A 12,542-nucleotide genomic window follows, 5' to 3' on the forward strand; every position below is an offset into this window, starting at 1 on the left:
CCGCGCGGCCGCGCGCCCGTACCCGTGCCCGTACCCGGCGCCGGAACGGGCCCAGCCGCTGCCCGCGCGCACCCGCACGAGGAAAGCCAGGCCCCGCCATGCCCCGCCAGTTGCACCTCTCCGCCGCCATCGACGTCGCCATCGACGTTGCCGCAGACGCCACCGCAGCCACTGCCGCCGACAGCCCCCGCCGCCTCGACCCCGGCCACTACGCCGCCCTCGCCCGCCTCGCCGAGCGGGCCGGCCTGGACTTCGTCACCCTGGACGACTCCTTCACCGCCGAACCGACCCGCCCCGACGCGCTCGCCACCCTCGCCCGGATCGCCCCGCTGACCTCGCGGATCGGCCTGGTCCCCACCGTCACCACCACCCACACCGAGCCCTTCCACACCTCGATCTCGCTCAACACCCTGGACTGGGTGAGCGAGGGCCGGGCCGGCTGGCTGGTCGGCGTCTCCACCACCGAGGCCGAGGCGAAGGCCTTCGGCCGCCGCCCGGTCGCCCCCGAGGACGAGCTGTGGGCCGAGGCGGCCGACGCCGCCGAGGTCGCCGCCCGGCTCTGGGACAGCTGGGAGGACGACGCGGAGATCCGCGACACCGCCACCGGCCGGTTCGTCGACCGCGACAAGCTGCACTACATCGACTTCGAGGGCCGGCACTTCTCCGTCCGCGGCCCCTCCATCACCCCGCGCCCGCCCCAGGGCCGCCCGGTGGTCGCCGTACCGGTGGCCGCCGCCGACCTCGCCCGCGACGCCTCCCCCGGTGGCCGAGCCCGCGTCGCCACCGCCATCCGGTACGCCGACGTCGTGCTGCTCGACGCCCCCGACCGGGCCGCCCGGCTGACCGCCGCCACCGAACTGCGGCTGCGCTCCGGCGAACAACTGCGCATCCTCGCCCGGCTCGACGCCGCCCTGCCCGACCGGGCCGCCGAACAGCGGCTGCTCGCCGAACTCACCGCCACCGGCACCGGCGTGGACGGCTTCCACCTCGTCCCCGCCGACCCCGAACGCGACCTGGCCGCCCTCGCCGGGCGGATCGCCCCCGCCCTGCGCGAGGCCGGGCTACTGCGCACCGGGTACTCCGGCCGCACCCTGCGCGACCACCTCGGCCTGGCCCGTCCGGCCAGCCGCTACGCCGTCGCCCGCACTCCCGCCCCGCGTACCACCACCGCCCTGGCGGAGGTGACCCGATGACGGACCGTCCGCTCAAGCAGGTCCACCTCGCCACGCACTTCCCCGGTGTCAACAACACCACGGTGTGGAGCGACCCGGCCTCCGGCAGCCACATCGAGTTCGACTCCTTCCGCCACCTCGCGCGGACCGCCGAGCGCGGGAAGTTCGACTTCTTCTTCCTCGCCGAGGGCCTGCGGCTGCGCGAGACCAACGGCCGCATCCACGACCTCGACGTGGTCGGCCGCCCCGAGTCGATCACCGTGCTGAACGCCCTGGCCGCCGTCACCGAACGGATCGGCCTGGCCGCCACGGTGAACGCCACCTTCAACGAACCGTACGAACTCGCCCGCCGCTTCGCCTCCCTGGACCACCTCTCCGGCGGCCGCGCGGCCTGGAACGTGGTCACCTCCTCGGACGCCTTCACCGGGGAGAACTTCCGTCGCGGCGGCTACCTGGACCGCGCCGACCGCTACACCCGGGCCGCCGAATCCGTCCAGCTGGCACGGGAGTTCTGGGACGCCGGGGAGGAACCCGTACGGCACCGCGGCCCCCAGTTCGAGGTCGAGGGTCGGCTCTCGCTGCCCCGCCCGCCGCAGGGCCACCCGGTGGTCATCCAGGCCGGCGACTCCGCCGAGGGCCGGGAGTTCGCCGCCGCCACCGCCGACGTCGTCTTCAGCCGGCACTCCGACCTCGACGCCGGCCGGGCCTTCCACGCCGACGTCAAGGGCCGGTTGGCCGGCTACGGACGCGAGCCGCACGAGCTGAAGATCATGCCCGCCGCCACCTTCGTCCTCGGCGACACCGACGCCGACGCGGCCGAGCGCGCCGCCGAGGTCCGCCGGGCCCAGGTCGGGCCGCGGACCGCGATCGCCTTCCTGGAGCAGATCTGGGGCGTCGACCTCTCCGACCACGACCCGGACGGGCCGCTGCCGGTCGTCGACCCCGACCCGGACAGCGCGCTGGTCCAGGGCCGGGTCCGCGTCCCCGACCCGCTGGGCACCGCCGAACGCTGGCGCGCCCTGGCCGCCGAGAAGGGGCTGAGCAGCCGCGAGCTGGTCATCGAGGTGACCGGTCGGCAGACCTTCGTCGGCTCCCCCGCCACCGTCGCCGAGCGGATCGACCACTTCGTCCAGCAGGACGCGGCCGACGGCTTCGTCCTGGTCCCGCACCTGACCCCGGGCGGCCTGGACGAGTTCGTCGACCGGGTCGTCCCGCTGCTCCAGGAGCGCGGGGTGTTCCGCACCGAGTACACCGGCCCGACCCTGCGCGACCACCTCGGCCTGCCGGTCCCCGAGCGGCGCTGAGACGGGTCAGATCTCGTACACCGCGCCGGCCCGGGCCAGCTCGACCGGGCCGGCGTAGGCGGCGGCCGCGTCACGGCGGTTGCGCTCGGCGTCGGTCCACGGCGGGATGTGGGTGAGGACCAGCCGGTGGGCCCCCGCGGCGGCGGCGTGCTCGCCGGCCTCCCGGCCGTTGAGGTGGACGGCCCGGTAGGTGTCGCGGCCGTCGAGGTACGCGGCCTCGCAGAGGAACAGGTCGGTGTCGCGGGCGAGTTCGACCAGTGCGGGGCTCTCCCCGGTGTCGCCGGAGTAGACCAGCGAGCGGCCGCCGTGCTCCAGCCGGAAGGCGAAGGCGTCGACGGGGTGGTTGACCTGGGCGACGGAGATCCGGAACGGGCCGAGTTCGAAGCTGCCCGGGGTGAGCGTGCGGAACTCGAACACCTCCTTCATTCCGGGATTCTCCGGCATGTCGTACGCGCGGGCGAGCCGCTCGGCGGTACCGGCCGGGCCGTACACCGGCAGCAGGTCGGGGCAGCCCTCGGCGCGGTAGTTGCGGGCGACCCAGTAGGCGCACAGGTCGACGCAGTGGTCCGCGTGCAGGTGGCTGAGCAGGACGGCGTCGACCTCGTAGAGGCTGGTGTACTTCTGCAGCGCGCCGAGGGCGCCGTTGCCGAGGTCCAGCACCACCCGGTAGCCGTCGGCCTCGACCAGGTAGCTGGAGCACGGCGAGTCGGCGGACGGGAAGCTCCCCGAGCACCCCACCACGGTCAGTTTCATCCGAGCCCCTCCGCCCCGACACGTCCTGGCTGCTGCTGGGCTGCTTTTCATGCTGTTGGAGCGGCATGGAAAACAGCATGGAAAACCGCAGGCCGGGCCGGTGGACCGGCCGGTAGCACTGCGTTGGTGTGTCGAGGGTAAGGGCGGAGCGGCACTTTGCCCCCGTCCCCGTGCCGGGCTGTGGCTGGAATCACCCAGACCGCCGGGGCGGGGGCGGCGCGGTCGGTTCAGCGGTGCCGGGGGCGGTTGCGGGCCCAGGAGCGGACGGTCCCGGGGTACCAGCGGGGGTGTCCCCTGTCGTCGACCACGTCCGGGTCGGGCAGCAGGCCGTGCCGCCGGTAGCTGCGGACGGTCTCGGGCCGGACGCCGATGTGCCGGGCGATCTCGGCGTACGACCAGAGTTCGGAACTCCTCACGAAGGCACCTCCGGGGGGACGGGGGCGGACGTTCGTGAGGCAGCCTCCCGGGCGGCACCGGGGCGTAGCCGACAGAACGGGCTTCGTGGCCGTTCCGTGACGAACCGGGAGCAATACCCGGACAAATGCCCAACTTCCCCAGCCGCCACGGTGGTGGCGTTCACCACCGGCCCGGTACGGTTCGCCGCATGACTGGTATCTGGGTGGTCCTGGCCGTGGCGGGCGTCGCCGTCCTGGCGGCCGTCGCGGCGGCTCTGGCGAGGCGCACCCGGCCGGCCGCGCGTCCGACCGGCCCGACCGGCCCGCGGCCGCGCCCGGGTGCCAAGGCCGGCCCCGAGCCGCAGGAGATCTGGTGGGCGGAGGTGCCGTTCGAGGACGGCCCGGGCTCCAAGGACCGCCCCTGCCTGGTGCTGCGGGTGCACGGCCGGGCCGCCACCGTCGCGAAGATCACCAGCAAGCACCACGCCGAGCGCCCGGGTGTGGTGCCGCTGCCGCCCGGTTCGGTGGGCGACCGGCAGGGCCGGGCCAGCTGGCTGGAGACCGACGAGCTGCGCGAGGTGCCGCTGTCGGCCTTCCGCCGCCGGGCCGGCACGGTGGACCGCCAGGTCTGGGCCCGGGCCCAGCGGTCGCTGCAGAACTAGCCGGTCAGGGCCTGTCCGGCGGATCGTGCCGGGCGGGCCCTGCTGGTCAGGCCCAGAGCTGGCCCTGCAGCGCCTCGACCGCCGCCTCGGTGGACTCGGCGGTGTAGATGCCGGTGGACAGGTACTTCCAGCCGCCGTCGGCGACCACGAAGACGATGTCCGCGCGTTCCCCGGCGGCCGCCGCCTTGCGGCCGACGCCGAGCGCGGCGTGCAGGATGGCGCCGGTCGAGACGCCCGCGAAGATGCCTTCCTGCTGGAGGAGTTCGCGGGTGCGGCGGACGGCGTCCGCGGAGCCGACCGAGAAGCGGGTGGTGAGCACCTCGGCCTCGTACAGCTCGGGCACGAAGCCCTCGTCGAGGTTGCGCAGCCCGTACACCAGGTCGTCGTAGCGCGGTTCGGCGGCGACGATCTTCACGCCGGGGACCTTCTCGCGCAGGTAGCGGCCGACGCCCATCAGGGTGCCGGTGGTGCCGAGGCCGGCCACGAAGTGGGTGACGGTCGGCAGGTCGGCGAGGATCTCGGGGCCGGTGGTGGTGTAGTGGGCGCCCGCGTTGTCGGGGTTGCCGTACTGGTAGAGCATCACCCAGTCGGGGTGCTCGGCGGCGATCTCCTTGGCGATCCGGACGGCGGTGTTGGAGCCGCCGGCGGCCGGGGAGGAGATGATCTCGGCGCCCCACATCCGGAGCAGTTCGCGCCGTTCCTCGCTGGTGTTCTCGGGCATCACGCAGACCATCCGGTAGCCCTTGAGCTTGGCGGCCATGGCGAGCGAGATGCCGGTGTTGCCGCTGGTGGGCTCCAGGACGGTGCAGCCGGGGGTGAGCCGGCCGTCGGCCTCGGCGCGCTCGATCATGTGCAGCGCGGGGCGGTCCTTGATCGAGCCGGTGGGGTTGCGGTCCTCCAGCTTGGCCCACAGGTTCACCAGGCCCCCGTCGTTGCCGGGGACGGCGGCGGACAGCCGCGGCAGGCGGACCAGCGGGGTGTTGCCGACGGCTTCGAGCGGACTGTCGTATCGCAAGGGAGGCCTCCGGCCACGGCGGTGAGGGTGAACAGGGGTGGTGCCCCCGGCCCTGTGGGCGGGGGGCACCAGGTCGTCAGCGGGCGCCGCCGGCCACGGCGGGCAGGATGGTGACGCTGTCGCCGTCGGCGAGGGCGGTGGAGATGCCCTCCAGGAACCGGACGTCCTCGTCGTTCAGGTAGACGTTGACGAAGCGGCGCAGCTCGCCTCCCTCGACCAGGCGGGCGGCGATGCCCGGGTGGCGGGCGTCGAGGTCGGCGAAGAGTTCCCCGAGGTTGCTGCCGTTGCCCTCAACGGCCTTGGCGCCGTCGGTGTAGGTGCGGAGGATGGTCGGGATGCGGACCTCGATGGCCATGGGTGCGCTCCTGTGCGAGTCGTGGAGGTGGGTGGGCCGCAGCGGGCGCGGCAGGGCGGAGGGTGCCCGGGGCTCGACGCCGCCGGGAGGCGGCGGGGCCCGGGTGGGGCGGGGGCGGCTCTCAGCGCGAGCGCGCGGGCGTGCCGGGACAGATCGCGCCGGCGTGCCGGCACAGGTCGATGTGCAGGCGCGCCACGAGGCGGGTGCCCGGGGCCTGGTTGCTCACATCGACGGAACGCATGGGCTCATCGTATAGATTCCCGGGCCCGCTCCGACATGCCCGTCTCGTGATCCGGATGTTGTCGTTTCCGATGCTGAGACGAAGCGGGCCCGCCGCCCGCGCGCGGTGGGTCGGCGGGCCGGGTCCAGGTGGGTGCCGGTCAGGCCGGGTAGGCCTCGACGACCTGGACGTCTTCCTCCGTGATCACGCCGTCCACGATGCGGAACGAACGGAACTGGTAGGGGTCGTCCTCGCCGTTGCCGTCGGCGGTGGAGACCAGGACGTAGTGGGCGAAGGGCTCGGAGGCGTAGCTCACGTCGGTGCGGGAGGGGTAGGCCTCGGTGGCGGTGTGCGAGTGGTAGACGATCACCGGCTCCTCGTCCAGGTCGTCCATCTCGCGGTAGAGCTTCAACAGGTCGCCCGAGTCGAACTCGTAGAAGGTGGGCGAGCGGGCCGCGTTGAGCATCGGGACGAACCGCTCGGGGCGGCCGCTGCCGGCCGGTCCGGCGACCACGCCGCAGGCCTCGTCCGGGTGGTCGGCGCGGGCGTGGGCCACGATCCGGTCGCGGAGTTCTCGGGTGATGGTCAGCATGTGGTCAGGATAGACACGCCCCGCCGGATGTCCGGCGGGGCGTCCGAGGCGCGGTCAGCGGGCGTCCACGTTTCCGCCGCCGACGTGCACGTGGTCGTGGGCGGGGCCGTCGACGGCCTGCGGGTTGCGGCGCTTGAGCAGCTGGTAGCCGACCACCAGCAGCAGGGCCCAGCACGGGAAGACGTACAGCGAGATCCGGTTGTCCTCGTCCAGGGCGATCAGCACCACGACCATGGCCAGGAAGGCGAGGGCGGTCCAGCTGACCCAGGCGCCGCCGGGGGCCTTGAAGGTGGGCGGCGGCAGGTGGCCGGCCCGCCAGGCCTTGCGGTAGCGGATCTGGGAGATCAGGATCATCGCCCAGGTCCACAGTCCGCAGACCGTGGCGACCGAGGTGATGTACTCGAACGCCCGTGCCGGGACGAGGTAGTTGAGCACCACACCGGCGCCCATCAGCAGGCAGGACAGGGTGATCGCGACGGCCGGGGTGCGGCGGCTGTTGAGCTTGGTGAGCCGACCGGGGGCCTGGCCGCGCAGGGCGAGGTCGCGCAGCATGCGACCGGTGGAGTACATCCCGGAGTTGCAGGAGGAGAGCGCGGCGGTGAGCACCACGAAGTTGATGATGCCGGCCGCGGCCGGGATGCCGATCTTGCCGAAGGCGGCGACGAACGGGCTGACGCCGGGCTGGAACTCGCGCCACGGCACGAGCGAGAGGATGACCACCAGGGCGCCGATGTAGAACAGCGCGACGCGCCAGGGCAGGGTGTTGATGGCGCGCGGCAGGGTCTTCTCGGGGTTCTCGCTCTCGCCCGCGGTGACGCCGACGAGTTCGACGCCCAGGTAGGCGAACATGACGATCTGCAGGGTCATCACGGTGGCGCCGATCCCCTTGGGGAAGAAGCCGCCGTCCTGCCAGAGGTTGCTGACCGACGCGGTGTCACCGGCCTTGCTGAAGCCGAGGGTCAGCACCCCGATGCCGATCAGGATCATGCCGATGATGGCGGTGACCTTGACCATGGAGAACCAGAACTCGATCTCGCCGAACAGCTTCACCGAGATCAGGTTGGCCGCGTAGAGGATGACCAGGAACGTCAGCGCGCTGGCCCACTGGGGTATGCCGGGTGCCCAGAACTTGACGTAGACGGCGGCGGCGGTGGTCTCGGCCATGCCGGTGACGACCCAGAACAGCCAGTACGTCCAGCCGGTGACGTAGCCCGCGAAGGGCCCGAGGAACTCGCGGGCGTACTCGGCGAAGCTGCCGGAGACCGCGCGGTAGGTGAGCAGTTCGCCGAGCGCCCGCATGATCACGAAGATCACCAGGCCGGCCACCGCGTAGGAGAGGATCAGGCTCGGTCCGGACTTGGAGATGGCGGTGCCGGCGCCGAGGAAGAGGCCGGTGCCGATCGCGCCGCCGATGGCGATCATCTGGATCTGGCGGCTGCCCAGCCCCCGCTCGTAGCCCTCTTCGTCCGGTTTCGCATCAACCGCCTGGTCGTAGATCTGCTCGGCCATGCTCACCGTCCTGGGTGGGTCTCGTTTGTGGGGGAAAGTCGTACCACGCACGATCCGAATAGCGGTGTTCATCTGAGCGATATTTGAGCATGTCCTGTTATATTTTGCCCGTTTTATGAGAAAATGCCCCGGCTGATCGTCCACATGCTGGACGGAACGGCCGGGGCGTGCCCGAAAGCGGGCAGGATCACCCGGGAGAGTGGGGGCGTGAACCGCCCGGGCTCAGTCGGTGATCGCCTCCAGCAGCGACTCCTGGAGCGCTCCCAGCCACAGGTAGGCCATCACCAGCGGCTTGCGCTCGTCGCCGTCCGGCAGTTCGTAGAGGCCCTGCTCGTCCTCCTCGGAGACCTCCAGCCGAACCCCGAGGGTCAGCCGCAGGTCGTTCAGCGCGCCCAGCCAGTGCAGGCAGTCGGCGGCCGCCAGCTTGAGCACCCCCGCGCCGCCGAGGCCGTCCAGCGCCCGGACCACCTGCAGCGCGTCGTCCCGCTTGCGGGCCCGCAGGTCGACCTCGGTGTAGCGGCGGAACTCGGCGGCGGCGGCGCGGGCCTCCTCGTCCGCCGGCGCGGCCGGGTCCCCGTAGGCGTCCGGGAAGAGCCGGGCCAGCGCCGGGTCGGCGGGCGCCTCGGACGGACCCTCGGCGAACAGCGCCGCCAGCGGGTCCTCGCCGTCCCCGCCCGGCCCGGGGCCGATCAGCTCCAGCATCTGCACTTCCAGCGACCGCAGGATCGAGGCCTCCACCTCGTCCAGCGCGATCGCCGCGCCACCACCGCCGGCGCTCTCGAACAACCCAGCCATCTGTATCGGTCAGCCCGTCTTCGTCGTCTTCGGCCGCGCCGCCGGACCGGCGGGCGGTCAGTCACTGTGCGCCGGATGGGCGGTCAGTCGTGCTGCAGCGTCGCCCACAGGCCGTAGCCGTGCATCGCCTGGACGTCCCGCTCCATCTCCTCGCGGGAACCGCTGGACACCACCGCCCGGCCCTTGGTGTGCACGTCCATCATCAGCTTCCGGGCCTTGTCCTTCGGGTACCCGAAATAGGCCTGGAACACGTACTGGACGTAGCTCATGAGATTGACCGGGTCGTTGTGCACGATGGTCACCCAGGGCGTGTCCGGCTCGGTCACCGGTTGTCCTTCGACCTCCGGGCGCTCGATCTCCACGGGCGCGACACTCACCGCCGGGCCTCCTCGTTGCACACTCGTCCGTGACTCCTCATGGCCCATGCTGCCATCCGGGGGACCCCCGGGCGATTCCGGCCCGGCTCCCGGGACGAGAAATCGTCACTCTGACGCTAAGTGGTAGTAGCATCATCTCCATGGACGCCACTTCAGTGCGCGCGGCCGGGTCGACCGCGCTCCTCACCGACCGCTACGAGCTCACCATGCTGCAGGCCGCCCTGCGCAGCGGGGCCGCGCACCGCCGCTCCGTCTTCGAGGTGTTCACCCGGCGCCTGCCCAGCGGCCGCCGCTACGGCGTCATGGCCGGCACCGGCCGGGTGCTGGACGCCGTCGAGGACTTCCGCTTCGGGACGGCCCAGCTGGACTGGCTCTCCGACCAGCGCGTGGTCGACGAGGACACCCTGCGGTTCCTCGCCGACTACCGCTTCCGTGGCGACATCCACGGCTACCCCGAGGGCGAGGTGTACTTCCCCGGATCGCCGGTGCTCACCGTCGAGGGCAGCTTCGCCGAGACGGTGATCCTGGAGACGGTGATCCTCTCCATCCTCAACTTCGACTCCGCGGTCGCGGCCGCCGCCTCCCGGATGACCGCCGCGGCCGGCGCCCGTCCGGTGATCGAACTGGGCGCCCGCCGGGCCCACGAGCAGGCCGCCGTCGCCGCCGCCCGGGCCTCGTACGTGGCCGGCTTCGCCGCCACCTCCGACCTGGAGGCCGGCTTCCTGCACGGCATCCCGACCACCGGCACCTCCGCGCACGCCTTCACCCTGGTCCACGACAGCGAGCGGGACGCCTTCCGGGCGCAGATCGACTCGATGGGCCGGGGCACCACCCTGCTGATCGACACCTTCGACCTGCGCGAGGCCGTCCGCACCGCCGTCGAGGTGGCCGGACCGGAGCTGGGCGCGGTCCGGATCGACTCCGGCGACCTCATCCTGGCGGCCCACCGGGTCCGCCGTCAGCTGGACGAACTCGGCGCCGACAAGACCCGGATCATCGTCACCTCGGACCTCGACGAGTACGCGATCGCCGCCCTCGCCGCTGCCCCGGTGGACGGCTACGGCGTCGGCACCAGCCTGGTCACCGGCAGCGGCCACCCGACCTGCGCGATGGTCTACAAGCTGGTCGCCCGCGCCGAGACCCCGGACGGCCCGCTGGTGCCGGTCGCCAAGCGCGCGGCCGGCGGCAAGACCAGCATCGGCGGGCGCAAGTGGGCCGCCCGCCGCCCCGACGCCGAGGGCGTCGCCGAGGCCGAGGTGATCGGCACCGGGCCGGTCCCGGACGAGCTGCGGCCGCACCTGATGCAGGTGCCGCTGGTGCTGGCCGGCGAGACCGTCGGCCGCGAGCCGCTGACCGCCGCCCGCGAACGGCACATCCGGGCCCGCGCGGCGCTGCCGCTGTCGGCCACCCAGCTCTCCAAGGGCGACCCGGTCATCCCCACCGAGCTGGTCGACTGACCCGCCGGTCCGCACCGGGGGCGTCCGCGCGGCCCGGCGTCGGGCCGCCGGGCCCGCCCCCGGACTCCCGGCGCCGCCCCGCGGGAGGGGCGCCCGAAGCCGGGCCCCAAGCCTTCCGCCGCCGCACGCCACTCCCTAGAGTCGACCGTAGAGTTCCCCTGGAGTTCCGCCCCCGCCGTCCGGCGTCGGCGAGGACCCCCGCCACCGGGGCGCACCGCCCCCACATCCGAGGACGCGAACCATGCACCGGGCACTGATCGTCGTCGACGTGCAGAACGACTTCTGCGAGGGCGGCAGCCTGGCCGTCGCCGGCGGCGCCGAGGTGGCCGCCGCCATCACCGACCTGATCGCCGAGTCGTCCCCCGGCTACCAGCACATCCTCGCCACCCGCGACCACCACATCGACCCCGGCGAGCACTTCTCCGACGAGCCGGACTACGTCTCTAGCTGGCCGGTGCACTGCGTGGCCGGCACCGAGGGCGTGGGCTTCCACCCCAACTTCGCGCCCGCGGTGATCTCCGGGGCGGTCGAGGCGGTCTTCGACAAGGGCGCCTACTCGGCGGCCTACAGCGGCTTCGAGGGACTGGACGAGAACCGCCGCGGCCCGGTGGAGTGGCTGCGCGAGCGGCAGGTCGACGAGATCGACGTGGTCGGCATCGCCACCGACCACTGCGTCCGGGCCACCGCCCTGGACGCGGCGCGGGCCGGCTTCACCACCCGGGTGCTGCTCGACCTCACCGCCGGGGTGTCGCGGGAGACCACCGCCGCCGCGCTGGAGGAGCTGCGGGCGGCCGGGGTCGAGCTGGTCGGCGAGCCGGTGGTCCGCCCGTCCTGAGCCGTCCGCGAGGACGGGCGGCGCTCAGACCACCAGCAGCTCCACCACGTCCGTCCCGCCGGCCCGGTAGGCCTCGCGCAGCTCGCCGCCGACCGCCTCCGGGTCGGCGGCCAGCCGGGCTCCGCAGACGTACACCACGCGGATGCCGAGGTACTCCATCCGGTGCTGGCCGCCGCGCACCCAGGCGGCCTCCCCCTCGCTCACGCAGCGCAGGTCCGAGTCCACCTCCACCGCGACACCGCGCTCCGGCCAGTAGAGGTCCGGGATGCCGATGTACGTGCCGCCGCGCATCCGCAGCTCCGGGGCGGCCAGCGGGGCCGGCAGCAGCCACTCGTCCACCAGCCGGTCCACCTGCTCCATGACGAAGTCCCGTTCGGAAGCGAGGAGTTCGTCCAGCGCGGCGCGCACCCGGGGCTCCCCGGTCAGCCCCGACTCGACCAGCTCGGCGGCCAACTCCCGCACCGTGCAGCGGCTCTCCGGGCGGGCGACGGCCTCGCGCAGCACCTCGCGCACCGGCACCGCCACGTCCCCCTCCGCCGTCCACTCGCACAGCGCGTCCGCGACCGCCCGGGCGACCGGCGCGCAGGCCAGGCCGTGCACCGAGCGCGCCACCAACTCCCGCTCCGTGCGCAGGATCCGCACGTCACCCGCGTCCTTGAGCCGTCGCTGACGGGGCACCAGGACGTCCACCCCGGTGACCGCGGGAAGCCGGGGTACCGAGGCGAAGCCGTACAGCGCCAGCGCGGCCGCGCCGGTGATCACCGCACCCTCGCGGCGGCCCTCCTCCCGGCCGTTCTGCGCCGCGTACAGCAGCGCCGCCCACATCCGCTGCTCCGGGGTGGGTTCGCCGGACTGGAGCAGGTAGACCCTCGGGAGCAGCCGCTGCCAGGGACCGCCCCGGCGGCAGTGCTCGGTGATGACCCGGGCCGGCACGCCCCGGGCGCGCAGCTGGCTCGCGGTGACGACGTTCTGCTGACGCTTCGCCAGCTCCTCCAGGGAAGGCGGCGGCGTGGGGATCCGGTAGCTCATGCCGACACCATCCCCAACCACCGCGACCCGCGTGACACAGCCTGACGCACTGTTACCCAACCGTCGCGAAAC

The 12,542-nt window shown here is 73.2% G+C and carries 15 protein-coding genes; 5 read left to right on the forward strand and 10 right to left on the reverse strand.

The features are described 5' to 3' along the window. Positions 1–98 precede the first annotated feature (98 nt). Both ACZ6Z8_RS26385 and ACZ6Z8_RS26390 read left to right on the forward strand, forming a co-directional pair. On the forward strand, positions 99–1,193 hold the full coding sequence (locus ACZ6Z8_RS26385) for an LLM class flavin-dependent oxidoreductase (RefSeq protein ID WP_465612523.1): 1,095 nt from the start codon (positions 99–101) through the stop codon (positions 1,191–1,193). After that, positions 1,190–2,476 (forward strand): LLM class flavin-dependent oxidoreductase, encoded by a 1,287-nt coding sequence (locus ACZ6Z8_RS26390; protein ID WP_465612524.1) that lies wholly within the window; start codon positions 1,190–1,192, stop codon positions 2,474–2,476. Before ACZ6Z8_RS26385 ends, ACZ6Z8_RS26390 begins: the two co-directional genes overlap by 4 nt. Before the next feature lie 6 nt (positions 2,477–2,482). Here the strand turns inward: ACZ6Z8_RS26390 and ACZ6Z8_RS26395 are convergent, their stop codons facing one another. Beyond that, positions 2,483–3,229 carry an MBL fold metallo-hydrolase gene (locus ACZ6Z8_RS26395; RefSeq protein ID WP_465612525.1) on the reverse strand — a complete coding sequence of 249 codons (747 nt, stop codon included), beginning with the start codon at positions 3,227–3,229 and terminating at the stop codon, positions 2,483–2,485. A 227-nt stretch (positions 3,230–3,456) separates the two neighbouring features. Continuing rightward, positions 3,457–3,645 (reverse strand): MerR family transcriptional regulator, encoded by a 189-nt coding sequence (locus ACZ6Z8_RS26400; protein ID WP_465612526.1) that lies wholly within the window; start codon positions 3,643–3,645, stop codon positions 3,457–3,459. Positions 3,646–3,833: 188 nt separating this feature from the next. On the opposite strand from ACZ6Z8_RS26400, the gene ACZ6Z8_RS26405 reads away from it, so the two are divergent. Next, complete coding sequence (locus ACZ6Z8_RS26405) at positions 3,834–4,286, forward strand: type II toxin-antitoxin system PemK/MazF family toxin (protein ID WP_465612527.1); 453 nt, start codon at positions 3,834–3,836, stop codon at positions 4,284–4,286. 46 nt (positions 4,287–4,332) lie between these two features. Here the strand turns inward: ACZ6Z8_RS26405 and ACZ6Z8_RS26410 are convergent, their stop codons facing one another. The 7 genes from ACZ6Z8_RS26410 to clpS all read right to left on the reverse strand — a co-directional run bounded on the left by ACZ6Z8_RS26410 (position 4,333) and on the right by clpS (position 9,149). Then, positions 4,333–5,301, reverse strand: coding sequence for a PLP-dependent cysteine synthase family protein (locus tag ACZ6Z8_RS26410; protein WP_465612529.1), 969 nt, complete (start codon positions 5,299–5,301; stop codon positions 4,333–4,335). Positions 5,302–5,377: 76 nt separating this feature from the next. Further along, positions 5,378–5,656 (reverse strand): MoaD/ThiS family protein, encoded by a 279-nt coding sequence (locus ACZ6Z8_RS26415; RefSeq protein ID WP_030257420.1) that lies wholly within the window; start codon positions 5,654–5,656, stop codon positions 5,378–5,380. Positions 5,657–5,777: 121 nt separating this feature from the next. Continuing rightward, positions 5,778–5,897 carry a putative leader peptide gene (locus ACZ6Z8_RS26420; protein ID WP_317621128.1) on the reverse strand — a complete coding sequence of 40 codons (120 nt, stop codon included), beginning with the start codon at positions 5,895–5,897 and terminating at the stop codon, positions 5,778–5,780. A gap of 139 nt (positions 5,898–6,036) precedes the next feature. Then, positions 6,037–6,468 carry a M67 family metallopeptidase gene (locus ACZ6Z8_RS26425; protein ID WP_465612530.1) on the reverse strand — a complete coding sequence of 144 codons (432 nt, stop codon included), beginning with the start codon at positions 6,466–6,468 and terminating at the stop codon, positions 6,037–6,039. Between the two features lie 54 nt (positions 6,469–6,522). After that, positions 6,523–7,977, reverse strand: coding sequence for an amino acid permease (locus tag ACZ6Z8_RS26430; RefSeq protein WP_465612531.1), 1,455 nt, complete (start codon positions 7,975–7,977; stop codon positions 6,523–6,525). Positions 7,978–8,199: 222 nt separating this feature from the next. After that, positions 8,200–8,772 carry a DUF2017 domain-containing protein gene (locus ACZ6Z8_RS26435; RefSeq protein ID WP_465612532.1) on the reverse strand — a complete coding sequence of 191 codons (573 nt, stop codon included), beginning with the start codon at positions 8,770–8,772 and terminating at the stop codon, positions 8,200–8,202. Positions 8,773–8,855: 83 nt separating this feature from the next. After that, a complete protein-coding gene (clpS, locus tag ACZ6Z8_RS26440; protein ID WP_030284071.1) occupies positions 8,856–9,149 on the reverse strand; it encodes an ATP-dependent Clp protease adapter ClpS in 294 nt (97 codons plus the stop codon). 140 nt (positions 9,150–9,289) lie between these two features. Between clpS and ACZ6Z8_RS26445 the strand changes: the two genes are divergently transcribed. Together ACZ6Z8_RS26445 and ACZ6Z8_RS26450 are read left to right on the forward strand one after the other, a co-directional pair. Beyond that, on the forward strand, positions 9,290–10,606 hold the full coding sequence (locus ACZ6Z8_RS26445) for a nicotinate phosphoribosyltransferase (RefSeq protein WP_465612533.1): 1,317 nt from the start codon (positions 9,290–9,292) through the stop codon (positions 10,604–10,606). A 241-nt stretch (positions 10,607–10,847) separates the two neighbouring features. Next, the gene (locus ACZ6Z8_RS26450) at positions 10,848–11,441 is read left to right on the forward strand and encodes an isochorismatase family protein (RefSeq protein ID WP_465612534.1); all 594 of its coding nucleotides are present in this window, start codon (positions 10,848–10,850) and stop codon (positions 11,439–11,441) included. Positions 11,442–11,465: 24 nt separating this feature from the next. Here ACZ6Z8_RS26450 and ACZ6Z8_RS26455 read toward each other — a convergent pair whose 3' ends face one another. After that, positions 11,466–12,470 carry a hypothetical protein gene (locus ACZ6Z8_RS26455; RefSeq protein ID WP_465612535.1) on the reverse strand — a complete coding sequence of 335 codons (1,005 nt, stop codon included), beginning with the start codon at positions 12,468–12,470 and terminating at the stop codon, positions 11,466–11,468. Positions 12,471–12,542 lie beyond the last annotated feature (72 nt).

Source organism: Kitasatospora sp. NPDC101108 (genome assembly GCF_055584725.1).